The organism is Shewanella sp. 125m-1 (genome assembly GCF_052977065.1).
Map to the genome: position 1 here is coordinate 82,713 of NZ_JBRILT010000007.1, position 25,440 is coordinate 108,152.

The window sequence follows — 25,440 nt, forward strand, 5'->3', positions numbered from 1 at the left end:
ATAAGAATAAATTATGATCCTAAAAAGACTCACGCCAACCCCGTTGCGAACGATAACATTAACTATTGCTGCGGGTGTACTGTCTGGTTGTAGCCTTATGCCAAACAGCAGTAGCAATGACATCGAGACCCTGATGCTCGACTTAGGCAGCTGTCAGTTCGATGACAATGATCGCAAAGCCATGTATCAAGCGGCAAGTGCAGGTAACCGACTGCCCTTCCCGCTTCTGCTTTGTGAAGGCAAACGCAGTGAGTCTTTTAAGCAGCGCTGGTTGCAAAGTCGTCGCAGCGTTGATTACAAGGTCCTTGGTAGTTATTTTGAGGGCAGCTCTGGTGCTAATGATGCTGGTTTCGGCGCCGCGCTTATCGAGATCACCATGCCTGACTGGGGCGCCGTATGTATCGATTTGGGTTATGACGATACAGCCTGTGATCATTTAGTTTATGGTATTAATGCGCCGCATATCGATAAAGTGTCCGAGCAGAAATCCCTGCAGCTACAGCTTTATCAAAATAAAATGGCGTTGGTAACAAGCATTCCACTTATCAAAGACACCATATTAATGCCGCTCAAACATAATGCAGCTGGTCAGTTAATCGCTAATTGGGTAGAAGATGCTGGCGCACAAAGAGCCAATAAAGCGCTAGCCGATAAACTTGGCGAAGTGGTTAGCAATAACGGTAGGCCATTACCTATCAGCAGTTATAACCTGCAATATGATTTGCTACAGCAGCAAGATTTACCCGCCGAGTATCAAGGCGTGTTCTATTACGCGACGCCGCAATATATCGATTACAGTCCACGCCCTTTACCTGAGTACTCAATTCCACTTAGAAATGGCGTACAGGTACGCGGCTATAAAACCACTATTTATCGCGCCTACCCATATTAATAAGATGGTTAACACAACTAAAGAGTACTTATGAAGCAAACCCCGAAACAACTGTTAATTGTTGCAGCATTTCTGCCGATGATGACCTTTAGTGCCAGTAGCTATGCTCAGGCCAGTCTTGAGCAAGAAAACGGTGAGCAAGAAAACTTTGAACCTGAAAAGAATCAACAGCAAGATTGCAGCTTAAATCAGTTAAGCAGCGTACTCGATTTTGATGCCGCCCTAGTAACCAGAAAGTACGGGCTAAGTTTAGCGATAGACAATACAGTCTGCAGGGTGTTGCCCCATAACAAAGAGCAAGCATTACTGTCTTACTTTCAATACTATCAATCAGATGAAGATGGCTATTTTAGTAATCTGTGGCGAGTACTATTGGTCAATCGCTACAGTAACAAAGTCGAAGCCAGCTATACGGGTGTGATCCAAGAAAGTAGCACTATAAAAAGTCACTCTGACAGTAATAGTATTGATAGCCGCCAATACGCTCTGAGCGACAATACTCAAGCATTTGGGCTGATCCTCGATCTTGCTAACTACGACACCTCACCACAGGAACAAGCGTACCGCGCATTTAAAACTAGTCGCTTTCTCACCCTGTTTGTACAAGAGGGCGACAAGCTGCGCCCGGTGCTCAAACATCTACCGTTAGATTACGAAATAGAAGCTGCTGATACAGGCGGTAGTAATGGCGGAGTTTACCTGCATTATGGCGTACAAGGCACTGTTGAGCTGTTACCAACCACCAGCCATGGCTACCATGATTTGAAGTTAGTGACTCAGGGGCAGCAGTACCGCACTGACGGTGAATATGACCAAACCGAAGTCATCAGTTTTAGCACTGAGCTTAACTATAATGGCAGCCGCTATCCGGTGATCACCGAGCAGTTACCCGCCCCCGAGTTTTGGCAAATAAACCAAAACCAAGTAAACCAAAACCAAGTAAACCAACTTGGGGTGAACTTTTTAGGCGAGAGCAACGATGAGAGCGAGAGCAGCCATGAAAGTGCTTCGCAAACCAATCCAAACAGCAGTCAAGCGGAGAGCCAAAATGCTAACTAATAAGCCTTCTTTCACCCCATTCGGCTACAGATTATCCGCTCTATTTAGCACAGCAGTTTTGAGTTGCGCGCTTTTGACTTGCACGCTAGCGTTCTCGCCAGCAAGCTACGCCAAGCAAGCGTGCAGCACTGATGCCCTTGAAGCGATGGAAAATGACAGTGGTTATTTTCAAGGGCTCACAGCAGCAGTGTGTAAGCAGCTACCTCATCAAGAGCAATTTACCATGGGCGCGTATTTACAATGGACTGACGGTAGCTTTGTTGGCGAAAGGCGTTATACGCTGCGCACCGTGATTATGGACACGCAGACTCATGAGATTATCGCCCGTCATACAGCAAGTTTAAGCGAGCGCCCAGGATTAACGATTGTTGCCAATCCCCAAACAGACAATGCTACAGAGAATGCTAATGGTACGCATAGTGCCGACAAGAAAGAGCAAAGCACGCCTGCACTGTGGATTGATACCGCCAACTATAAACTTAACAATGACACACGCGCATTAGGCGTGCGAATGATGGCGCAGCAGCGTCCAGAGGGTTCTGCGCAATATGAGGCCGACTACCTCAGTTTATTTGTTCACCAAGGGCATTTTTTAATTCCATTGGTCAACAACCTGCCTTTATATTATTGGAAAATGTGGCAAGGCGATCCTAAGGCCGAAGATATGACTAATTTCATCATTGAGTCAGGCAAAGGCGCACTGCATATTGAGCCTAAGCAAAACAAAGGCTTTGCCGATTTAAAGCTAATTGTAAAGACCAAGCTATCAGGCGCTTTACCTCAGGCCACAGATACAACACAGAGCCGCACCATTATGACCCGATTACGATTTGATGGTGAGCGCTACTACATTATCGACTCGGAGTTTGGCGACGCGCGAGATTGGCAAAGCACAGAGCAATGGTGGAAGCGTTGGTAGACCTCAGCGCGAGGCCTTGTCGCTTTTTTAACTAAAGCAATCAAGCTGCGCTTGATAAACGTCGTGGCGCTTCGCCCCTTTCTGTTGTTAAGAGTCGAGCCAAGTATATATTAAGAGAATATATATTAAGCCACCCATTATAAATCAACAAGATAATGCTGGTTTTCACGTTTTGATTTCAAGAGGTGATAAATTAGCGGATCACACTTTTATGGGGCGCTAAAAGCGACAAAAAGTACGAATAAGTAGAGCATCTTAAGTGTGTGTCATGGTTTAAGCTCCTAAGGCACTGAAGTTCAATTGAACACACTAACGATAAGCTGCATGTTCAACGTATAAAAGACGACTGAAAATCGTCAAATAAGCCAATTTTGTCAGAGACCTGTGTTGTAAGAGAGTGGATATGAGAGTTTCAATTTTATTAATAGTTTTCTTGTTGGGCGGGTGTGTAAGTTCTGATAGGAGTACTGAGAGGAGTTCAGACTCTGCCATTGAGTGGCATCGAAAAGCGGCAGAGCAAGGCGTTGCAGAGGCACAATACACACTCGGGACTATGTATGATTATGGGATTGGCATATTGAAGAACAGACAAGCTGCTATTAAATGGTATCGCAAAGCGGCTGAGCAAGGCGTTGCAGACGCGCAATATACACTCGGGACCATATATGATTATGGGATTGGCATATTGAAGAACAGACAAGAAGCCATTAAATGGTATCGCAAAGCCGCAGAACAAGGCGTTGCAGACGCGCAATATACACTCGGGACCATATATGATTATGGGATTGATGTACCGCAGAACAGACAAGAAGCACTGGATTGGTATTACCTGGCCGCAGAGCAAAATCATGTCGATGCACTTTATGCTATCGGCATGATCTTTCATTCAACAAAGGAAGATTATCCGGAAGCAATCTATTGGATTAGAAAAGCCGCAGATAAGGGCCTTGATGAAGCACAGTATGATTTGGCTAGAATGCTTTCTTTCGGGATCGGAATTGAGGAAAACAAACAGCAAGCGTTTATTTGGTATCTGAAAGCCGCAGAGCAAGGCCATGTTGCAGCCCAATTTTATGTTGGTTCTGCCTATGATTTTGCGCAAGGAGTTGCAGAAAACAAAGCAAACGCTTTTGTTTGGTATCAGAAGGCGGCCAATGAGGGGTATGCAAAAGCCCAGTTTTACTTAGGCTCAATGTACGAGCTCGGGGAAGGTACGACAGTTAACAATGCGACAGCCATAAGGTGGTATTTGAAAGCGGCAGAACAAGGGCTACCCGATGCGCAGCATAGCCTTGGGGTGATGTTTGAACTGGGCGATGGAGTGGTCAAAAACATGCCTGAAGCAATAACATGGTACACGGCCGCAGCCAAGCAAGGAAATGCTGAATCACAGTATGTATTGGGCACCATATATGAATCGGATAAGAGTGAACCACTGAATCTACATATTGCAGACATGTGGTATCAAAGTGCAGCGGCGCAGGGACATCAGAAAGCGCTAGAAGCGTTAAAGCAAAATCGTACGGAACCTCGCACAGTGCATTGATGCGCATTGATGTCTGATGTTTCGATTTGACTAACAAGCCACCCATTATAAATCCAAACTCATTTCTGGACAGAAATGGTTTGGAGTTAAAAATCTAAACTGATCGTTGGCATTAGGGAAAGTATGTCAAATAGATGGTATCTACTTGACCACTGTTACATGACGCTAAATGGTTTTTTGGGCATTTTTTTCTTAGCGAACATATTAAAATTCAAATCGAAGAGAGTGATAATTGGGCGTAGATGCGGCTCCATAGTGACTGTGTTTACGGCGACTCGCAGAAGTATTGAAGCTGCATAGTTAATTTGGTCACCCAACTAGAGGTTTTATCATGAACCTCGAAAATTTGAAGTGTTTCTTGAATTATATACTAACATTTTGATTATTCAGCGCTTCACAGTCCAGCCGCTTTACTCTAACCTATTTGCAGATAATCATTAACAATAAGCATAAAGGAATATCTGTGAAATTATCTTCAATAAAACTGTTAGGGATATTAACGGCCCTATTTAGCTTTGCAGCTCATAGTACTCCTGCGAGTAAAGAGTGCATTCAAGACTTGAACTATCTACCGGGTTTCCTACTTAGCAACGATACTGGTGCCAAAGATCATCTAAAGCAAAAGGGTCAGAAGCATTTCGATAACGCTTTACACCAAGCAATTACCGAAGCCAAATTGATTAAAGAGATAGATAAATGCCAAAAAATAGCTCAGCGATATTTAAAATCATGGCGACCAGGACACTTATCTATCAATGCTTCTGAAAAAATGAAGAAACAACTTCAAAAGTTTCCGCAAGCAGTGAAAACAACCGAAAATACTGAAATAATGCCTAGTCGGCTTCCACAAATAGAATTTTTATCCGATAAAAGTGTTCTTGTTACTCTACCTAGTTTTGCTCCGGCAAACAGATTACCTTTAATCCAGCTACTCAAAGATAATCACCAACAACTTGCAGCAACGCCCAACTGGATTATTGATGTACGCAATAACGGGGGCGGTTCTGATTCAAGTTACACTCCTTTACTACCTTGGCTGATAGGGACCCAGAGAGTTGAAGTTGGTATAGAGTGGTTAGTCACACCGGAAAATATCGCAGCACAACAACAGATATGTCAGCGTTACGATCCTGATAATAAAGAATGTTTCGAGTGGGCTAACAGCATCGTTAAGGTTATGCAAACTGGCGTCAATGGTCAGTTGATCCACAAAGGTGAAAAGATCACATTTGAATCTGAAGAGAACTTAGAACTAAAAAGACCAAGTCGAGTTGCTATTTTAATTGCTCGCTCTTGTGGAAGTACCTGCGAACAATTTTTATTAACAACAAGACAAAGCTTCAACGTTAAGCTGTTAGGTAGAAGAACCTATGGCTCTTTAGACTACTCCAACTTAAGGCCTCATCTTCTGCCATCCGGCAACTTTGAACTATTCTACGCTACTTCAAAGAGCTTGCGCTTACCTCATCTTCCTGTAGATGTAGCAGGTGTGATTCCAGACATATACCTACCTTCGATAGAAGGTGAAAGTGGCGATAGACTGGAGATAATAAGAGTAAGAAATTGGCTAGAAGGTGGAAGTCTAGCTTTAGAGGATGTACACAAAATAGGAACGTTGTAATAGATATTGTCATTTATAAGAAGTGAGGGTCAAGTAATATTGGCCACTTTTGTTCTAAGTTAATCCGCTACAACTCAATGTTTATCATTAGATATTATTATGTAATTAACAATAGTACGTAACAAGCTTTGGGGCATTTCCAAGCTAGCAATCAAACCTGCACGGCCCAAATGAAGGCACCAATTATCCGGTGTAGATGCGGCCGTGACCGTCCATGACATGGACGTCATGGCCGAGCTTCCAAGGATGGACTTGTTGCGTGTCACGGCAGTGTCTGCACATGCGCCCGCTGCAGGCGATTGATAACTCTAAAGCGACAATTGAGAACTCGCTTCCCCGTAGCAACTACCCAAAAAATGTAATCAGCCTTCATTTGAAGGTAAACATGTTTTGGGGCATTTCCAATGCTAGCAATCAAACCTGCACGGCCCAAATGAAGGCACCAATTATCCGGTGTAGATGCGGCTGAAGCCGTCGAAAACAAGGTGAAAGATAACGAAGTTATCAAGCTCTTGAACGAGAGGTATGGATACCGAACTGGCCTTTTAACAAGGATGTTTTTTGTTTTCGTTGAGCTCACAGGGCCAATTCTGTTCCATACAGAATTTGGCATTTCCTCCATCCTTGGAGGTCAGACGTACTTGAGGCGAGCTTCAGCAGTGTCTGCACATAAGGTCGTTCCTTCACATCCATGTGATCACGACATTCGGACGTCCTGTCCAGCACCCGCCGCAGGCGATTGATAACTACGAAGCTACAAGTTCAAACACTCTACTTGGTAACACCAACCCAAAAATAAATGTAATCAGCCTTCATTCGAAGGCAGACCAACCTAAGGGCTAAAACCCAGCCCAACGGGTTAAAGGTTAGGTTGATACTCAAACCCTGCTTGTGCTTCGCTATCACTAAAGCTAGCGATTTTTTGCTTACGCAACATGGAGCTGTTGATTAATGAGCCTGGGAACATCTCAATGGCGTTATTAAAGTCTTCTACGTTGGCATTGAAAATGCGAATTGCTGCGCCAATCTGCTCTTGTTGCTCACTTATTTCAGCCATCAGCTTCATGTACACATCAGAGGCTTTTAGCTCTGGATAAGCCTCTACCGTCACTTTAAGGCTTTGCATCAACTCATTAGTGCGCTGCTCCGCTGCGGCTAGCTTTGCGGTATCTACGCCGGCACTCATATCTGCAATCGCACTACGCAGCTGTGTCACCTGAGTTAACACCTCAGATTCATGCAGTTTATACTGCTCAACTAACTGCTCTACCATAGGAATGATTTTATTCTTCTGGCGCTCTTGAGTCAGTACCGACGCCCATGCGCGGTCTACCGCATTATGTTTACCAATAATGCCGTTATACACCATGATGATGGCAACAATGACCACAGCTACAATCACTAACCCGATAACTGAGATATCCATTTAGGTTTTCCTTTTCTATATTTTGATTAACTTGCTGATTCTTTATTTTAATTAGCTTTCAAAGCTTGCTTTTAAAAAATGAGATTTCAAATGCGTTTCCTGACTCACTTCTCTTTAGCCTTCAGTCTTTTATCATTTCAAAATGAACTACGCGCTGGCCTTAAAGTTATTGTCGCTAAAGCGCATCATTTCGTGGACTAATTCGAGCATTTGGTTCATTTGTTTTAACTCGGTATGGCCTGCTAATTCTTCGGCAAAGGCTTTGGGATTATCTAAACCGTTGACTCGTTTAACCGCTAATAGGTCATCACTCACCGCTAAACACAGTCTTCCTTGTTGGCCGAATTCTAATACTGGTTTTTTTAACTGTTTAGCAAATACAGTGAGCTTTTCCTCAACCGCAGGCGACAGCAATCGTGCTGCGCTCATCAGCTCTTTAGCATGGACTCGATATTGGTGATTAAACGCATTAGAAGCACTTTTATAGCGTTCTCCTCGGCCTTTAATGCCAAAGTCGTTGCTAATACTCATATCCTGCGCAAAAGGAAAATCTAATAACACACCATGCCGATAATAGCTGTCTCTCACCGTGCGAGTAGTACTTTTACCATTAGCGTCAGTGGTGGTTTCAGTGCGTTTTATAATGTAGTGAAAACGATAAAGCTGATAATCGAATTGATGAATCTCACCTTGATAAGTGCTCTTGTATAAGCTTTGAATTTCTCGCAAATCATTACCGCGTTTAAACTCTTTAAAGCTGCCTTGCAACTCTTTAGCCAGCTTTTTGCCCTCAAACGGGACGGCTTGTAAGTTATTATTAAACAGCGCATCTTTTAAAAAAATGGTATCCGACAGTTTATTGCGCCACTTCATGCGGCCTCTAAGCCACAGCAGCATAATTACACCAACGACGCCATTATGTGTAGCAAAACCTGAGCTTGGATACCAGAACCCTAAAAACGAGGCTAAGGTTTCGAAATACATATCCCAATACCAATGCGGCCATTGTGGGATGAGATTCAGCGCCGCGCCCACAGCAGCCATCAATAGCATCCGTCCCCATTGTGGGCCGGGCATAGGTAAGCACTTACCCTTGTCTTCAAAATAGCGGGTTAATGTTGCTAAGCCCAACATTGGATACCAGATCACACTGTAGCTCAATGCGCCTCTAAGAATGTGCATCACAAAATCAGGAACCACTAACCCCAACTCAAAAGCTATCGGCAATAAGGCGAAAAACAATGAAACTGCGCAGAAAAAACGATACCAGTTATCTTGGTAATCTAACGGGCCTTGGTGATGCTCGACTCCATGCACTAATGCAATCAAGTCCTCTTGGCTTTTTGCTGTTTCAACATCGGTGCGGATCGCAGCAATATTGCGAGTCACTTGAGCGTTATAAGCCAGCATGAACGTTGAACTCCGTATCTTTTACTGCTGTTGCATGTGCAGCTTGTGTGGCGTTTGCATTGCTATTGCTAGCAACACTAATATCACTTACAAAACTGGTATCACTTACAAAATTGTTATCAGACAGACGCATGAGTTCATGGATCGCTTCGAGTAGCTTTTGCACCCGCTTTAGCTCGGTATGGCCGGCAATCTCCTTATAAAACTCATCGGGCTTTGCCAGTGAATGTTTTCGCTTTTCGATAATCAGCTTACTGGTAGAGGCTATACACAAACGGCCATCAGTTGATATCTCCACCATAGGCGAGATGAAATTACGATTTAAGTCCAACAGCTTTTCTATCATTGCAGGGGTTAAAAAGCGTGCCGCAGTGGGTTTCTCACAGGCCTGTACTCGATAAATATCATTAAATGCATTCGATTCCGTTTGATACTTGTCCTGATACACTGAGCCTTTAAGTTTTACCTCATCCTCAGCATCCATGCATAAGCCTTTAGCAAAGGGAAAGTCGAGTAACATACCGTAGCGGTCGCGATCTTCATGCACGGTTTTGGTTTTATAGCCACCATTGCCATCTGAGCTGGTTTGTGTGCGTTTAACGGTGTACTGAAAGTGATAAAGCTTATAGTTAAAGCTGTGCTGCTCGCCTTGATATTGCCCGGCAAACATCTGCTGAATGTCACGGGTGCCACTGCCGCGACGAAACTCTGCAAACTGCTTTTCAAGTGCGTCTAGTTTGTCTTCAGGTGCTGGCTTAGTTTGTGTTAAGCCATTATTAAATAACGCATCACACAGGAATATTTTATCTGAAAGGTGTTTACGCCAATTGGCGCGATAATCTAACCATACCCAAGTGAGTGAACTGGCGATTACCAGTATAAACCACAGCGAAAACTGATGGTCATCAATTTCCCCCACGCTAATCACATAGCCAAAACCATAGATCACAGCCCAATAGATTTTCGGCCATTCAGGTACATATATTGTCACCAGAGCCATTGCTGCCACCAGCAGTGTAAAGTTAACTACCATAGGTACAGGCAGCCATCCGCGCTCGTGGCAAAAACTGACTAATAATGTACTCAGCGCTACTGGGAGCCAATAGCAAGAGTCATCAATCACTAACTTGGCTACGGGCTCAACTTGTTCATACCAAAGGCGCATAAATATCAAGACGATACACAAGACGCTAGCGCTAACCAGTAACCACTTAACAGAGTGCGTTATCTTATCGCGGTAATCCAACGGTCCAGGATGCTGTTTAACTTGAGTGATGACCTCGAGCAGATCATCTTGAGAGATAGCGGCATCAACATCACTGCGTAACTTGGCAATGTGCTTGGCAACTATTTGGTTATGCTGCATTAAAATCCTTGTACAACCACAGACTTGGCAATAAAAAAGAGACGCATTATGCAGAATAAAAGCTAAAATTACAGCGGCTTAAATCACTATTTACAAAGTAGATACAGAATGAGTATTTTATAAAATATAAAACGCGTTACGGCGAGGTCCAGGGGTTGGTAAGGACTAACCTTGTGTAGGTTTTACTCATAAAAAAAGCCAACACTTTAACAGCGTCAGCCTTTGTTATTGTCTAAAAGCAGGACGAGTTAGTCCCAGAGAAACTCTCTAAAGTGCTTACGACAAACAGACTCATAACTCTCATTACCACCAATAGCAACCTGCTCACCTTCACGCATGGGTTTGCCATTGCCATCTAGGCGCACCACCATATTGGCTTTACGGCCGCAGTGACAAATGGTTTTAAGTTCTACAAGCTTGTCTGCCCAGGCGAGTAAATACTGACTGCCGCTAAACAACTCGCCTTGGAAATCTGTTTTAAGGCCATAACACAGCACGGGAATATCGAGTATGTCGACCACGTAGGTTAATTGCTTAACCTGCTCTTTGCTTAAGAATTGTGACTCATCAATCAAGATGCAGTGTAAAGTCTGCGCTTCATGACTAGTGCGTATCATGTCACTCAGGTTGTCATTACTACCAAAAACCTGAGCGTCCGTTTCAATACCAATTCGCGATGCAACTTTACCGACACCATATCGATCGTCAATTGACGCTGTCATCACTAAGGTATGCATTCCGCGTTCACGGTAATTATAAGAAGACTGCAATAACGAAGTTGATTTACCCGCATTCATCGCTGAGTAATAGAAATAGAGCTGCGCCAAACTAAGATCCTTAAAGGTGAATTCGCCGCTAGTTTATCACTATTTTCGATAAAAAATCATCTTAACAATATTGATTCAGTGAGTCGTGTCGCGAATAAAATAAGCCTTAACGCTCCCCGATAAAGCGCTCTACTTTTAAGCAACTTTAGCGGCTAATACTTACATTTCGCTTTAAACAGCTTGTTTTCACTACTTATTACATTTAAACGATGTAAAAAGTCGCTACAGGCAACGAATCACTCACTGCTCCAATATGTGACAAACACAACAAAACTCACACAAAATCCTGCACTGAAGCACAAAATCACTCAAATTAAGACACGTTTAATACGCAAATATTAGATTAGAAGCACAATTATAATAAAGGAAGTACAAATCTATGCATAAGACACTCATTGCAGCGGCTATTACCGCAACCTTAGCCTTGAGCGCTTGCTCGACCACATCAACTCAAAATAGCTCTGCGCCGATGGTGCAAACTCAAAATCCATTCTTACAAGCAAGTCAGCTTCAGTATGAAACCCCTGACTTTAGCAAGATCAATGATGAGCACTTTCAGCCAGCATTAGAACTTGGGATCAAAGACCATTATCAAGAAGTGTTAGCCATTGCTAACAACTCTGACGCTGCGACGTTTGAAAATACCATCATAGCGCTTGAAAAAAGTGGTGAGCTACTGACCCGTACATCAAAGGTGTTCTACAACTTAGCCGGTACAGACAGCAACCCAACACTACGTAAAGTGCAGGGTGAAATGGCGCCCAAGATGGCCGCTCACTCAGATAACATCAATTTGAATCCAGCATTATTCGCTCGCATCGAAACACTTTATAACCAGCGCGAAAGCTTAGGATTATCAGCCGAAGAAAATCGTTTAGTTGAGGTTTACTATAAGCGCTTTGTGCGCGCAGGCGCCAAGCTAACAGAAACCCAAAAACAGCAGATCAGAGTGCTGAACGAAGAGCAATCAACGCTAACCAATGAGTTTGCTCAACGTTTAATGCGTCTAACCAAAGAAATTGCAGTGGTTGTTGACTCAAAAGAGCAACTTGCAGGTTTATCTGATAGCGCCGTTAAAGCGGCTGCTAGCGATGCAGAAGCGAGCGGACATGCTGGAAAATATCAGTTAAATATCACCAATACCACGCGCCAGCCAGTACTGACTCAATTACAAGATAGAGAGCTACGCCAGCAAGTTTGGCAAGCATCTGCTAACCGTGGCCTTGAAGGGGAAAATGAAACGGCTTCATTAGTTGCCCGTCTCGCTCAACTTCGTGCCGAGCGCGCTGCGCTGTTAGGCTTTAATAGCTGGGCTGAATATCGCCTAGCACCACAGATGGCTAAAACGCCGGAAGCGGTTTACAAGATGTTCGGCTCTATGGTGCCTGCAGTGGTAAACAATACCGAAAAAGAAGCGGCAGACATCCAAGCGATGATCAATAAGACTGGCGGTAATTTTGAGTTGGCACCATGGGATTGGGCTTACTACGCAGAATTAGTACGCAAAGAAAAGTACGATTTAGATGAAAGTGCCATTCGCCCGTACTTTGAGTTTGACAGAGTACTAGAAGATGGCGTGTTCTTTACCTTAAAAGCGCTTTATGGCGTGAGCTTAACTCCGCGTCCCGATCTTCCTGTTTATCATGAGGATGTGAAAGCCTACGAAATGTTTGATGAAGATGGCACAAGTATCGCAATCTTCTACACCGACTACTTCTCTCGTGAAGGTAAGCGCGGCGGAGCATGGATGAGCTCATTTGTTACCCAGTCAGAGCTACTTAACCAAAAGCCTGTTGTGGTTAACGTGATGAATATTAAAAAAGCGCCTAAAGGCGAGCCAACTTTTGTTAGCTACGATGAAGTCACCACCATGTTCCATGAAATGGGACACGGTACTCACGGCATGTTCTCTAAAGTGGTTTATCCAACGCTCTCAGGAACTGCTGTATCACGAGACTTTGTTGAGTTTCCATCGACATTCGAAGAGGATTGGGCCGCGCATCCAAAGGTGCTTGCAAACTATGCTAAGCATTATGAAACGGGTGAGCCGATCCCACAGGAGTTACTCAACAAGCTACTTAAATCTCGCAGCTTTAATCAAGGCTTCGATACCTTAGAGTACATGTCAGCAGCGCTGGTTGATTTAGAGTGGCACTCACTTAACGCGAACGCACCACTACAAGATGTGGCCAGCTTTGAAGCGGCAGCGCTTAAGAAGCACGGCGTAGATTTACCTGCTGTGCCGCCACGCTATAAGTCGACTTACTTTGCTCACGCCTTCCCGGGCGGATACTCTGCAAGTTATTACGCTTACATGTGGAGTGAGATTTTAGCTGCTGATGCGTTTGCCTACGTGCAAACACAAGGTGGCTTAAATCGTGAAATTGGCATGAAGTTTAGAAAGACTATCCGCGAAGTCGGTAATACCGTTGCGCCTATGGATGCCTACAAAGCCTTTAGAGGTCAAGAACCGACGACTGATGCATTGCTAGAGCGACGTGGCTTAAACTAAGCGCTATTGCGCTACAGAGGTCATACGCTGCCAGCTAAATTGGTTAGCCTAAAAACAAAAAATCCGCTCTAACTAGAGCGGATTTTTTATGGTTCTAATTTATCGAGGTGCAGCTTGCGCATATCTCAATAAGGGCTATTACCTTTATTGCTTACATTGAGAATCAGGTGAACATGCCTTGATCCGTAGCACAATAATACTGATCACAAACAATACGCTACAAGCGATTAAGCCCGCAGTAACCGATTCAGTAAAGCCGAGCACTAAGTAACCCACAATGCTGATCCCCGCAACAATTAATGCGTAAGGCAATTGCGTCATAACATGGTCAATATGGTGGCAGTTCGCTCCGGTTGACGACAAAATAGTGGTATCAGAGATAGGTGAACAATGGTCACCAAATACCGCACCCGCAAGCACTGAAGATAGCATTGGCAACATCATGCCAGTGTGACTTCCCATCGCCATATCGGCTGCAATTGGCAGCATAATACCAAAGGTACCCCAGCTGGTGCCGGTTGAAAATGCAGTCAAACCTGCAAGAATAAAGAGCACTGCAGGAAGCATCGCAAATGGAATGTTACCCGTTGCCAAGCTCGCCATGTACTTACCGGTTTCAATCTGTCCAATCACACCCGCAATGGTCCAAGCAAACAGTAAGATATAGATTGCAGGCAGCATTGACTTAGCGCCTTCAAACAGGCCTTTAGCAATCATAGACTTAGCCACGCCTTGATAGATGACTAATGCAAGCGTTACAACTAAGCCAAGCAAAGCACCAAAGAATAGCGATGAACCTACATCGGTATTTTCAAATGCACCAATTAGACTAAATTCTATGCCTTTAGCCGCTAATGCATCCCCACCACTGCTTACCATGAAGTAGAAAGTGGCAAAAACTAACACTGTGATTGGCAGGAATAAGCCAATAATCTTACCCGTATCCGCTTCTGGTAAACCAGAGTTAGCCCCAGGCGGTAACCCTTTAGACTCGTCGTATAAGTGGCCTTTTTGTGCGTTCAGCTCTTGCTGACGCATTGGGCCAATATCTAATCCCATTAACGCAACACAAAGCAGCAGTAACAATGCAAAGATCGCGTAGAAGTTCATCGGGATCATCTGTACGAATATGCTCAAATGCCCTGTATCGGCAAATCCATGTGCGGTTAGAATGCCGCCAATCAAGGCGATGATATAAGCCCCCCAACTTGATACAGGTGAAATAACGCAAATAGGCGCGGCTGTAGAATCAAGTAAGTAGGCTAACTTAGTACGTGAAATGTAATACCTGTCGGTGAGTGGTCGTGCGACACTACCAACAACTAAACTGTTGAAGTAATCGTCAATGAAAACCACACAACCTAAAAACATGGTGAGTAGCTTAGCATCGCGCTTATTACGAATATGAGTACGAGCCCAATCAGCAAAGGCTCTTGCTGAACCACTTACCGTGATCAACGCAGTGATCATACCCAGTACCACTAAGAAACCTAAAATATATAGGTTCCAACTATTTAAAGCACCATCGTCCCATACGAGAGACAGCACTTTAGTACTTAAATATTGACCCGTTTGCATTACAGAAAAATCGGTAAGCAGTAATGCTCCCAACAAAATCCCAAAACCCAAAGAGAGCAAAACACGACGCGTGAGCATCGCCAGTACGATGGCCACTACCGGAGGTAGCAGCGATAAAGCCGAATCGGCATAGCTTATAATTGTCATTTTTAATTTCTTCGCTAAATACGAATGGAGGCCGACTGAACTGGTGGGATATAGCAGTAGATATCTGATTACACCTGTCCTATCAGTAGCGCTCCATAGCCATATTAATGGTTCGTCATTAATATAAAAATTCTTATCTTCCAGATAAGAAATACTATGGCAGTGCTGTACCTATTTGGTTACAGCCCCAGCAACTAGCCCCGATATGCTATGTCACTTCGGCACTAAATCCTTTCTCGATAGATCAGCGGTATCACCCTACTTATCGATACTAATATTTAATGCACCTCTACTTCTCAGGACGCAATTTAAGGCTAGCTCAAAAAGCGTGACGGACATAAAAACATAAGCGGCTTTAGAGATGCTACTCTAAAGCCGCTTATCGTGACACAGATCACTAACAATACCCAGTACAACTCACAGCTATTAACAGTTTGCCAAACTATTAGACACAATTGACCTTGCTGTAGCAGTAATAGGTTATACCAAGTTCCATTTACAGCAGTGCGATTAATTTTGGCACAGCTTCAAAAAGATCGGCTTCAAGACCATAATCTGCCACTTGGAAAATCGGAGCTTCTGGATCTTTGTTGATAGCAACAATCACCTTTGAATCCTTCATGCCAGCCAAGTGCTGAATCGCGCCTGAAATACCCACAGCAATGTATAAATCTGGCGCAACAATTTTACCGGTTTGGCCTACTTGTAAGTCGTTTGGTACGTAGCCTGCATCAACTGCCGCACGAGATGCGCCAAGCGCGCCACCTAACTTATCAGCCAGTTGCTCTAAAATAGCGAAGTTTTCACTATTTCCTAGCGCGCGGCCACCCGACACCACTACCGATGCACTGCCAAGCTCTGGACGCTCAGATTCCGTTAGGCTTTGAGTCACAAACTCTACCTGCGAAGCAAACTCTGGTGATAGTGTCACCAATCCAGCACTGCCGTCAGCAGCAACCGCGTCAAACGCGCTTGAGCGAACCGTCATGACTTTCTTGTCATCTAAACTTTGTACCGTCGCAAGGGCGTTACCCGCATAAACTGGACGAACAAAGGTGTCAGAACTCACCACTTCTATCACTTCAGAAAGCTGAGATACATCGAGTAACGCAGCAACGCGCGGTAACACATCTTTACCAAAGCTTGAAGCTGCAGCGAGTACATGTTCATAATCAGATGCGATGCTTATCATCAAGTCTGACACATTGTCCGCGAGGTGATTGGCGTATGACCCTGAGTCTGCAACCAAGACATTTCGCACACCAGCTAACTTTTGTGCTTCGCTTGCCACAGCACCACAGTTATGGCCAACGACTAATACGTCGATGTCGCCACCAATTGCCTGAGCACAGGCAACGACTTTAGCGGTATCCAGCTTTAGACTGGCGTTATCGTGTTCTGCTAATACTAAAATTGCCATTAGATCACCTTCGCTTCATTCTTTAACTTTTCAACCAACTCCTCGACAGACGCAACCATGACTCCACCACTGCGCTGGGCAGGTGGTGTGACTTTAACAATTGTCTGATGAGATTTAAGCGTGACGTCAAGATCTGCCGGCGTCAGAGTTTCAAGCGGTTTGCGCTTGGCTTTCATAATATTGGGTAACTTGGCATAACGCGGCTCATTCAGACGAAGGTCAGCGGTAACCACTGCTGGCAATGAAACGTTAACGGTCTGTAGACCACCATCAATTTCACGCGTCACAACGAGCTTATCGCCATCAAGTTTCACTTCTGAGGCAAACGTTGCTTGCGGCATTTTAGCGATAGCGGCAAGCATCTGACCTGTTTGGTTGTTATCACCGTCAATCGATTGCTTACCAAGAATAACCAGCTGTGCTTGCTCTTTTTGCTGCACGGCATGAATAAGCTTAGCGATTGATAACGGAACCAGGTCTTCATCGGTTTCAATATGGATTGCACGATCGGCGCCCAATGCAAGTGCGGTTCTTAACTGCTCTTGCGATGCTTTAGGACCAACACTTAATACGACAATTTCAGAGGCGCTTCCGGCTTCCTTTAAACGAACGGCTTCTTCAACGGCAATCTCACAAAAAGGGTTAATGGCCATTTTTAGGTTTGCGGTATCAACACCAGTATTGTCAGCGTTAACCCTGACTTTTACATTGGCATCGACGACACGTTTAACTGGCACCAATACTTTCATAGGGCTTCCTTCTTACGTCTCTTTTAATGATCGGAATTAAGTAACCTAGCAGCAATATATGCCCAGCAAAGATTACTGAAATTAGGCTCACTTTACGTGCTGTTAACGTTAACGTCAACCGAGTTTCAAACACCTGTTCACTCTAGTTGACACTAGATAACATTTGCTTGTATTAATCAGCATAAAAACATTTATTAACTCGCAATATTAGTCTCATTATTCATATTAACCATATTCGATATAAATAATTCAAAAATAATATTTGCTCCGAAGCTAAATAGTTTCTATTATTTAACTCAATAATCTAATTCCCCATTTCATTCTTAATTGGACCCGAATAATTATGAGCGATTTTCTTGAAATATTGACCCATGGTCGTCGTTTTAAAGCAGCAGTTAAAGAATTATCACTGAATGATTTAAAAGAGCTATCAGTAAAGTTAGAAAAAATTATTGAAGAGAAAGCTTCTCAACAAGCTGAAGAGCAAGAAGCAATGGCTGAGCGTAATGCCAAAATCGAAGAGATCCGTAAGCAAATGGAAGCTATCGGATTATCTGTTGATGATATTGGTGGAGCAGCAGTGAAAGCCGCTCCTAAGAAGCGTGCTCCTCGCCCAGCTAAATATCAAATTGAAGTTGATGGCGAGATGGTTCAATGGACTGGCCAAGGTCGCATGCCTACCGTATTTAAGAATCAACTTGAAAACGGCCGTACTATGGAAGACTTCTTGATCTAATTTCAAGTCTACCGACTAAAGCCCTGCTATGTGCAGGGCTTTTTTGTTTTTACGTTAATAATATTACATTGGTCGTTACAATTGCTGCTTAGTCATTGTTAATAAGTTAGGATACTCTCACCTATTTCCTGTTTATCTAACAATAATAAGTAGAATAATGCGTAAACATATCATCACAACCCCAATCGCTTTACTTAGCTTGTTATGCAGTCACGCTGCGTTTGCTAATGAGCAACTCACTGATAACACCCCAAGACTTACAGCATTAACTCATGCAGAACTGATGCTTGCCCCTGGTAAATCGTTAAAGAATGCCACCTTATTGATTGAAAATAACAAAATTAAGGCTGTTATCAAAAACAACGATATTCCTGAAGATGCTTTTGTTATTGATTTAACGGGACATACAATATATTCAGGCTTTATCGATCCCTTTACTGAATATGCCATTGAGTATGAAAGAGAAGCCCAAGATAAATCGGGGCCTGTATATGAAATAAAGCGAATTGGCGGCAATGCGAGTAATGGCGCAATACATGCCCAAATGCAATGGTTTAATTATGTCTACCCAGATAAAGACCAAGCAAAAAAATGGATTGATAACGGCTTCACCAGTGTTCAGTCTAGTTATTTAGATGGGATCTTTAGAGGACAAGGCGTGACAATATCATTAGCTGATAAAAAAGCTAACGATGTTATTTATAATGCACAGACAAGTCAGTTTATGGCCTTTAACAAAGGTTCATCTGTTCAAGATTACCCACAATCCTTAATGGGTAGTCTGGCATTAATAAGACAAACCTTCTCTGACGCTAAATGGTATAACGAAAATAAGAATAAAACCGCCTCTAGTAACGAGGTAGAATTTAATATTGCCTTAGAACGCTTAGGTGACCCAAAAAAACAACACTTTATCTTTGAGACTAAAAACCTCAATAACCAATTACGTGCAGCTCGATTATTAAACGAACATAACTTTAGCGGAAGCTTAATTGGTAACGGCAGTGAATATGCAAGGCTTTCTGAATTAAAGTCCTACCCCTTTAGTCTCGTTTTACCCTTAAATTACCCAGCAGCTCCAAAAATAACCGACGGTGACAGTGAGCGAGAGGTAAGTCTTGCCTCTTTAAGACACTGGGAACGTGCCCCGAGTAATCTCGCTATGGTGGCAAATGCAGAAATCCCCTTTGCATTAACTCAATATGGAATAGAATCCGATAAATTTTGGCCAAGGCTTAAACTCGCACTGACGAGAGGTTTATCTGAAGAAGCTGCACTGGCAGCGCTGACCACTGACGCCGCTGAAATTTCGGGAATTGATCACTTAGCCGGTAAGCTAGAGCCTGGCTTTATGGCTGATTTGGTGATCACCGATGGTAATATTTTTGATGACGGTAAAATTGTCAGTATTTGGTTACAAGGTGAAGAGCAGCAAGTCATCAATCGAGACCGAGCACTACTCGATCATGCCTATCAAATACAGATAGACGAATTAACCTTTGACCTTAATATCAGTCAATTCCCATCGCTAAGTGGTACTCTCTCAAGTGGCGAAAACGATATAAACCTTGCCAATCTGGACTATCAGTTAGGTCGCCTAAGCTTTAGCGCTGATCTTTCCAAGGCCGGCATAGAAGGTGTGAGTCGCTTTACGCTATGGTTAGATAACCAAGGATTAAGAGGCCGGTTACTCGATGGCAATAATCAAGCTATCCCCTTTGGCGGAATAAAGCTTGAGCCCATGGCCACCACAGACAATAGTGACAATGGTAATAAAAACAACGTAAAGCTTATATCCAAACAAACCTCCCCCAATCTGGCGTATGGCTTAAATGAGCAACCCGCACTTGATAAAGTGCATATTAAGAATGCCACCATCTGGACATCTGATGAGAGTGGCGTGTTAGTCAATAATGATTTGATTATTTCTCGGGGAAAAATTGAAGAGATAGGTCAAAATCTTAAAACACCTTCTGGCTACACCACTATTGATGCCACAGGGAAACACCTTACTGCTGGTATTATCGATGAGCATTCTCATATTGCCCTTAATGGCGGCACGAATGAAGGTACCGATGCGATAACCTCTGAGGTACGTATTGGCGATGTGATCAATCCAGACGATATTGCTATTTACCGAGGCCTTGCTGGCGGTGTTACCACAGTGCAGCTCCTACACGGCAGCGCTAACCCCATTGGCGGCCAAGCACAGATCATTCAGCTTAAGTGGGGTGATAATGCCCAGCAGCTTAAATTTGAAGGTGCACCAGCAAGTATTAAATTTGCCTTAGGTGAAAACGTAAAACAGAGTAATTGGGGTGATGCTTTCACCCGCCGATTCCCTCAAAGCCGTATCGGGGTAAAATCGCTGTTTAGTGAAGCCTTCAATGAAGCCCTTGCCTACCGCAAAGCACAAACGGATTATAACAAGATGCGTTCAAGCGAGCGTAGACGTACCGTTGCACCGCAATATAACTACCGCTTAGAGGCCATTGCTGAAGTACTTGAGCAAACTCGTAATATCCATATTCATTCTTATGTGCAATCTGAAATATTAATGTTCCTGCGTCTTGCTGAAGCGTATAACTTTAAGGTCAGCACCTTTACCCATATTCTTGAAGGTTACAAAGTTGCCGAAGAGATGGCTAAACATGGTGCTCATGCTTCTACCTTCTCTGATTGGTGGGCGTACAAATTTGAAGTCTATGATGCTATTCCACAAAATACCTGCTTAATGCAAGACAAAGGCGTACTCACCAGCATCAACTCCGATGACTATGAGATGCAGCGCAGACTCAACCAAGAAGCGGCAAAGTCGATGATGTATTGCGGTATGTCAGCAGAAGATGCCTGGAAGATGATCACCATCAACCCAGCTATTCAGCTTGGTATCGACGCGCAGGTCGGTTCATTGGTTGAAGATAAACAAGCCGATGTTGTGCTATGGGATAACCCGCCACTATCAGTCTATGCCAAGGTGGATTCGACCTGGATTAACGGCCGCCGCTATTTTGATCGTGAACAAGACAAAGTAGCGCAAATTGACGTCGTAACAGAACGCGCGGCGTTAATTCAAAAAGTCCTGCGCAGCGATGATGTCCATAAACAAGGTGAAAACCCCATTGATTTAACAGAGCCAGAATGGCACTGCGATACCCACTTCAACGCATGGCAACAGTCAGCGACAGGAGCACTGTAATGAAGTTAAATACCTCTTTTAAACATAGCGTTTTTATGCAGGCCGCAGCCCTGCTAAGCCTGCCTTTTTGTTTTATGGCAAACGCCCATGACATGCTACCGGCAAAGGCACAAAGCCAGACCATACTGTTTACTAACGCAACGGTGCACACTGTCACTCATGGCGTAATGCAAGACAGCGACGTGCTGATTGCTGATGGTAAAGTCATTGCCGTCGGGCAAGATTTAGATGCGGCCAAAACGAACGTTGCAGAGCCCGCTGGCAATGCCTCATCCAATGCACCATTAAATTCAACATTAGACGCAGGAGCAAGCCCAGATCACTCACTGCTGCTTGTTGGCGCCGAAATTATCGATGCCAGCGGTAAGCATCTGTATCCAGGACTCATCGCCCTAGATACCACCATGGGATTAATTGAAGTTGAAATGATGCGTCCCAGTAATGATGCCTATGAAGTGGGTTATATCAATCCGCAATTAGAAGCGATTAGCGCATTTAATCCGGATTCTGAGATTATCCCCACGGTGCGCGTTAACGGCATTACTCACGCCCAAGTCGTGCCACAAGGCGACGGTTTAGCTGGTCAGTCGGCATTGGTGTCAATGGACAGCTGGACCATTGAGGATGCCTTAGTTGAATCAAATAAGCAGTTTCACCTTTACTGGCCACATGTTCGCTGGTTATCAAAAGAGGCGGATAAGCGTAAAGAACAGTTAGCGGATCTCAAGCGTAGACTCGATACCGTCTACAGTGCTTTTGCCGATGGCAAGCGCTATCAACTCGCTGATAAAGCCGACAAGGTCAATACGATTGACCTTAGGTGGCAGGCGCTTGCTCCTTTATACGAAGGTAATGCACAACTATTTATTCATGCGCAGTCACAAAAGCAGATTGAAGAGGCGATAGCTTTAGCTAAGCTTTATGACTTTAACATCGTCATAGTCGGTGGATACGATGCCTGGCGAGTGGCTGACGCCTTAGCGGAAGTGAATGCTAAGGTGGTTTACAATCAAACCCTAGCACTGCCTAAACGCAATGATGAACCTATTGATCTCGCCTTTAAGATCCCCGCATTGTTAAAACAAGCACAAGTCCCCTTTGCGCTCGCTTTTTCATCTGACTGGAATAGTAGAAACTTACCTTTTGCAGCCGGACAGGCCGCAGCATATGGTTTAACCAAAGAGGATGCGCTTAAAAGTATCACTTTAGATGCTGCAAAAGTATTAGATATTAATGACATGGGGGCTATCGCACCTGGATTTAAAGCCAATCTAATCTTAGCAACGGGTGATATATTGGATCCTATGCATGCAGGTATTGAATCTGTTTATATTGATGGCCGAAAAATTGATCTTAATAATCGTCATCAACAGCTTTATCAAAAGTATCTAAAGCGCTAGAATTTCAAACTTATAGCGCAACGAAAGCTTAATCGTGAAAAAGTGCTCTTTATGAGCACTTTTTTATTAATGGCTTGAGTGAGCAACGGCATTTTAACCTCAATAATAAGACAGGCCCGCCACCATGAAATATTTATTACCCTCTGCTTTTATCCTTTTGCTGAGCGGCTGTGCCGGTGAATATACCTTTAACAGCAATTTGGACAGCGATGCAATTAATGACTACTTTAAAGCATCGGACGTGACGGTTTATGAAGGTACACTGCAACCTGTAGGCCCTTTTGAGATTAAAGGTATGGTCGAAGGTGAAACCTGCCAAATATCAAACAATGATGCACCAGCCTCAATCGTTGAAGCTCGTACGCTGGCTCGCCGAGCAGCTGCAGACAAGCAAGCTAACGGGCTAGTGATAAAAAAATGTTTGTTGATTAAAGAAGCAAGCCAGAACTGTGTTAGCCGCGCGATTTGCGTTGGCCAAGCAATTGTCACCAAAAGTGACACTCAATAATTTTATTTACTCATTTTAGAAGTAACCTTAATGTCTTTTACCAGCCAGATCCAAGCAGTGGCTTTTTGCCGCACTCCCTATAAACAAAAATTTGGCATACCTAGGCAGCCAGGTTTAGTGAGTGCCGCCCGCGGTTTTGTTGAATTAGCTCCACCTTTTAATCAAATTGATGCAGTGAGAGGATTGGAACAATACTCTCATTTATGGCTGCTATTTTGTTTTCATGAAAACCTCGCTGCCGGCTGGAAAACAACGGTGCGCCCTCCAAGACTCGGTGGTAATGAAAAGCTTGGCGTATTTGCCACGCGCTCTACCTTCAGACCTAACGGTATTGGCCAGTCAGTGGTTAAGCTCCATGCTGTGCATACTCATAACGGCAAAGTTAGCCTTGAGATCTCGGGCATGGACTTGCTTGATGGCACGCCGATTATTGATATTAAGCCCTATATTCCCTTTTCTGACTCAATCGACAATGCTCAAGGGGGAATTGCCCAGGAAGCGCCAGTTTTAGCCAAGGTGAACTTTACCGAGCAAGCACTAAAACAACTTGAGCTATATCAGCAAAATCCAGCTTACCCGCACCTTGCAGAATTGATTGAAGGTGTACTGGCACAAGATCCCCGCCCTGCCTATAAAAAATCTAAAGCCGATCCTAAGCTGTATCAAGTCGCGCTATATGACTTAGATATCTTATGGGTGATAACCGATACCGGGATTGAAGTCACTGAACTTAGAGCCTCTACGGTGGGCAAAACCCAGCCACCGGCAACTCAGTCAGCTCATCAAAGCTAGATAGCCATATGAATCCGCCACCAGCAGCACAACATAAGCCTGATTATCAAACTCAGCATAAAAAGCGCCTGTCTTATATGCCATGGCTTTATTTCTCATTAAAAGAGAAGCACCTAGAATGGGCAAAACCTTGGCAAGATGATGTACAAGCCCACTTTTGTGCAGTTGAAACCGTCTCTATTGGCGAGCGCTGTTTCATCGCGCCAGAAGCGAACCTGTTTGCCGAGCCTGGTCGCAATATCACTATCGGTGAGCAATGTATGATTGCTGCCGACAGCTTCTTACATGGCCCCATTAGCCTCGGCAATGAGGTCGCGATTAATCACGGCTGCTCACTGGATGGTGGCCGCCATGGTATTACTATTGGTCATCAAACCCGGATCGCCAATAACGTGACTATTTACGCCTTTAATCACGGCATGGCGCCCGATACGCCTATCTATCAACAGCCATCTAACTCTAAAGGCGTGGTGATAGGTGAAGATGTCTGGATTGGCGCTCAAGCGGGTATTGTCGATGGCGTCACGATTGGCAATCATGCTGTCATTGGTATGGGCGCTATTGTCACTAAAGATGTGGCTGATTATGCAATTGTGGCAGGAAATCCAGCACGAGTGATTGGTGATAGGCGAGATAAGCGCTAGCCGTTTCAGTGCAACTACAACATAAAAACTAGCCTACAGGGCTTTGACTTCCTGCTGAGCAATCACTTATTTAATGTGGTTGGAATTAAGATCATCCCTTGAAAATGATTCCCCTAATCACGAAACATATTTTGGCCTTGGTATAAAGCACATTTGAGCTGTGATATTTAACCACCTATATTTATTGAGTAACCATGTAAATAGGAGGATGCGATGCGCACTCGAGATATTTTGTGCCCGATAGACTTTTCAGAAACGGCTAATCACGCACTAGGATATGCCGTCGAAATGGCAAACTTATATAGGGTAAATATTCAGTTATTAAATGTAATAGGCCTACCTTATATCGCACCAGATTTCGGCATTGTGATAAACAGCCCCGCAGAGCAACTCATAGACCCTGAACCCTATGCCAATGATAAGATGAAACAGATAGTGGCTGAAGTACGTGAAATGCTCCCAAAAGGCTTGAGGGTAAATAGCAAAATCCGCACGGGGGATGTAGTTAAGCAAATTTTAGCGGAAGCTGAAGCACAAAGAGTCGGAATGATTGTCATCGCCAGCCACGGCTATACGGGGTTATCTCACCTATTAAACTCCAACGTCGCTGAAACTATTGCAAATCAGGCTAAATGTCCTGTTCTGGTCGTAAAATAGTAGCACTCGATATTAACCGCTAGGTTATTGGC

The 25,440-nt window shown here is 44.0% G+C and carries 20 protein-coding genes and 1 riboswitch; of the genes, 13 read left to right on the forward strand and 7 right to left on the reverse strand.

Annotated elements, in window-relative coordinates:
* The first annotated feature begins 13 nt into the window (after positions 1–13).
* From ACVBIK_RS05500 to ACVBIK_RS05520, 5 genes are all read left to right on the forward strand, one after another.
* A complete protein-coding gene (locus ACVBIK_RS05500) occupies positions 14–892 on the forward strand; it encodes a hypothetical protein (RefSeq protein ID WP_447169253.1) in 879 nt (292 codons plus the stop codon).
* Between the two features lie 30 nt (positions 893–922).
* Complete coding sequence (locus ACVBIK_RS05505; protein WP_447169254.1) at positions 923–1,951, forward strand: PA3715 family protein; 1,029 nt, start codon at positions 923–925, stop codon at positions 1,949–1,951.
* A gap of 73 nt (positions 1,952–2,024) precedes the next feature.
* Positions 2,025–2,870: a PA3715 family protein gene (locus ACVBIK_RS05510; protein WP_447169255.1), complete on the forward strand. Its 846-nt coding sequence runs from the start codon at positions 2,025–2,027 to the stop codon at positions 2,868–2,870.
* 403 nt (positions 2,871–3,273) lie between these two features.
* Entirely contained in the window at positions 3,274–4,416 is a 1,143-nt protein-coding gene (locus ACVBIK_RS05515; protein ID WP_447169256.1) for a tetratricopeptide repeat protein, read from the forward strand.
* A gap of 463 nt (positions 4,417–4,879) precedes the next feature.
* Positions 4,880–6,037, forward strand: coding sequence for a S41 family peptidase (locus tag ACVBIK_RS05520; protein ID WP_447169257.1), 1,158 nt, complete (start codon positions 4,880–4,882; stop codon positions 6,035–6,037).
* Positions 6,038–6,896: 859 nt separating this feature from the next.
* Here the strand turns inward: ACVBIK_RS05520 and ACVBIK_RS05525 are convergent.
* From ACVBIK_RS05525 to ACVBIK_RS05540, 4 genes are all read right to left on the reverse strand, one after another.
* Positions 6,897–7,463, reverse strand: coding sequence for a LemA family protein (locus ACVBIK_RS05525; protein WP_447169258.1), 567 nt, complete (start codon positions 7,461–7,463; stop codon positions 6,897–6,899).
* A 147-nt stretch (positions 7,464–7,610) separates the two neighbouring features.
* Complete coding sequence (locus tag ACVBIK_RS05530; protein WP_447169259.1) at positions 7,611–8,873, reverse strand: DUF3137 domain-containing protein; 1,263 nt, start codon at positions 8,871–8,873, stop codon at positions 7,611–7,613.
* Positions 8,860–10,239 (reverse strand): DUF3137 domain-containing protein, encoded by a 1,380-nt coding sequence (locus ACVBIK_RS05535; protein ID WP_447169260.1) that lies wholly within the window; start codon positions 10,237–10,239, stop codon positions 8,860–8,862. Before ACVBIK_RS05535 ends, ACVBIK_RS05530 begins: the two co-directional genes overlap by 14 nt.
* A gap of 248 nt (positions 10,240–10,487) precedes the next feature.
* The gene (locus tag ACVBIK_RS05540) at positions 10,488–11,066 is read right to left on the reverse strand and encodes a thymidine kinase (protein ID WP_447160561.1); all 579 of its coding nucleotides are present in this window, start codon (positions 11,064–11,066) and stop codon (positions 10,488–10,490) included.
* 379 nt (positions 11,067–11,445) lie between these two features.
* On the opposite strand from ACVBIK_RS05540, the gene ACVBIK_RS05545 reads away from it, so the two are divergent.
* Positions 11,446–13,578: a M3 family metallopeptidase gene (locus ACVBIK_RS05545; RefSeq protein WP_447169261.1), complete on the forward strand. Its 2,133-nt coding sequence runs from the start codon at positions 11,446–11,448 to the stop codon at positions 13,576–13,578.
* A gap of 144 nt (positions 13,579–13,722) precedes the next feature.
* Here the strand turns inward: ACVBIK_RS05545 and ACVBIK_RS05550 are convergent, their stop codons facing one another.
* The 3 genes from ACVBIK_RS05550 to ACVBIK_RS05560 all read right to left on the reverse strand — a co-directional run bounded on the left by ACVBIK_RS05550 (position 13,723) and on the right by ACVBIK_RS05560 (position 17,472).
* Complete coding sequence (locus ACVBIK_RS05550; RefSeq protein WP_447160563.1) at positions 13,723–15,303, reverse strand: Na+/H+ antiporter NhaC family protein; 1,581 nt, start codon at positions 15,301–15,303, stop codon at positions 13,723–13,725.
* Positions 15,304–15,381: 78 nt separating this feature from the next.
* A riboswitch (Lysine riboswitch) is annotated at positions 15,382–15,603 on the reverse strand.
* A gap of 196 nt (positions 15,604–15,799) precedes the next feature.
* Positions 15,800–16,723, reverse strand: coding sequence for an electron transfer flavoprotein subunit alpha/FixB family protein (locus ACVBIK_RS05555; RefSeq protein ID WP_447163604.1), 924 nt, complete (start codon positions 16,721–16,723; stop codon positions 15,800–15,802).
* Positions 16,723–17,472, reverse strand: coding sequence for an electron transfer flavoprotein subunit beta/FixA family protein (locus ACVBIK_RS05560; RefSeq protein WP_447160565.1), 750 nt, complete (start codon positions 17,470–17,472; stop codon positions 16,723–16,725). Before ACVBIK_RS05560 ends, ACVBIK_RS05555 begins: the two co-directional genes overlap by 1 nt.
* 343 nt (positions 17,473–17,815) lie before the next feature.
* Between ACVBIK_RS05560 and ACVBIK_RS05565 the strand changes: the two genes are divergently transcribed.
* From ACVBIK_RS05565 to ACVBIK_RS05595, 7 genes are all read left to right on the forward strand, one after another.
* Positions 17,816–18,208, forward strand: a complete 393-nt coding sequence (locus ACVBIK_RS05565) for an H-NS histone family protein (protein ID WP_447160566.1) — start codon at positions 17,816–17,818, stop codon at positions 18,206–18,208.
* 157 nt (positions 18,209–18,365) lie between these two features.
* A complete protein-coding gene (locus tag ACVBIK_RS05570) occupies positions 18,366–21,407 on the forward strand; it encodes an amidohydrolase family protein (RefSeq protein WP_447169262.1) in 3,042 nt (1,013 codons plus the stop codon).
* A gap of 35 nt (positions 21,408–21,442) precedes the next feature.
* Positions 21,443–22,807, forward strand: coding sequence for an amidohydrolase (locus ACVBIK_RS05575; protein ID WP_447163645.1), 1,365 nt, complete (start codon positions 21,443–21,445; stop codon positions 22,805–22,807).
* 124 nt (positions 22,808–22,931) lie between these two features.
* On the forward strand, positions 22,932–23,315 hold the full coding sequence (gene rcsF / locus ACVBIK_RS05580) for an Rcs stress response system protein RcsF (RefSeq protein WP_447160568.1): 384 nt from the start codon (positions 22,932–22,934) through the stop codon (positions 23,313–23,315).
* Positions 23,316–23,345: 30 nt separating this feature from the next.
* The gene (gene tsaA / locus ACVBIK_RS05585) at positions 23,346–24,107 is read left to right on the forward strand and encodes a tRNA (N6-threonylcarbamoyladenosine(37)-N6)-methyltransferase TrmO (RefSeq protein ID WP_447169263.1); all 762 of its coding nucleotides are present in this window, start codon (positions 23,346–23,348) and stop codon (positions 24,105–24,107) included.
* Positions 24,108–24,115: 8 nt separating this feature from the next.
* Positions 24,116–24,751, forward strand: coding sequence for an acyltransferase (locus ACVBIK_RS05590; protein ID WP_447169264.1), 636 nt, complete (start codon positions 24,116–24,118; stop codon positions 24,749–24,751).
* Positions 24,752–24,964: 213 nt separating this feature from the next.
* Positions 24,965–25,408 (forward strand): universal stress protein, encoded by a 444-nt coding sequence (locus tag ACVBIK_RS05595; protein ID WP_447160571.1) that lies wholly within the window; start codon positions 24,965–24,967, stop codon positions 25,406–25,408.
* Positions 25,409–25,440 lie beyond the last annotated feature (32 nt).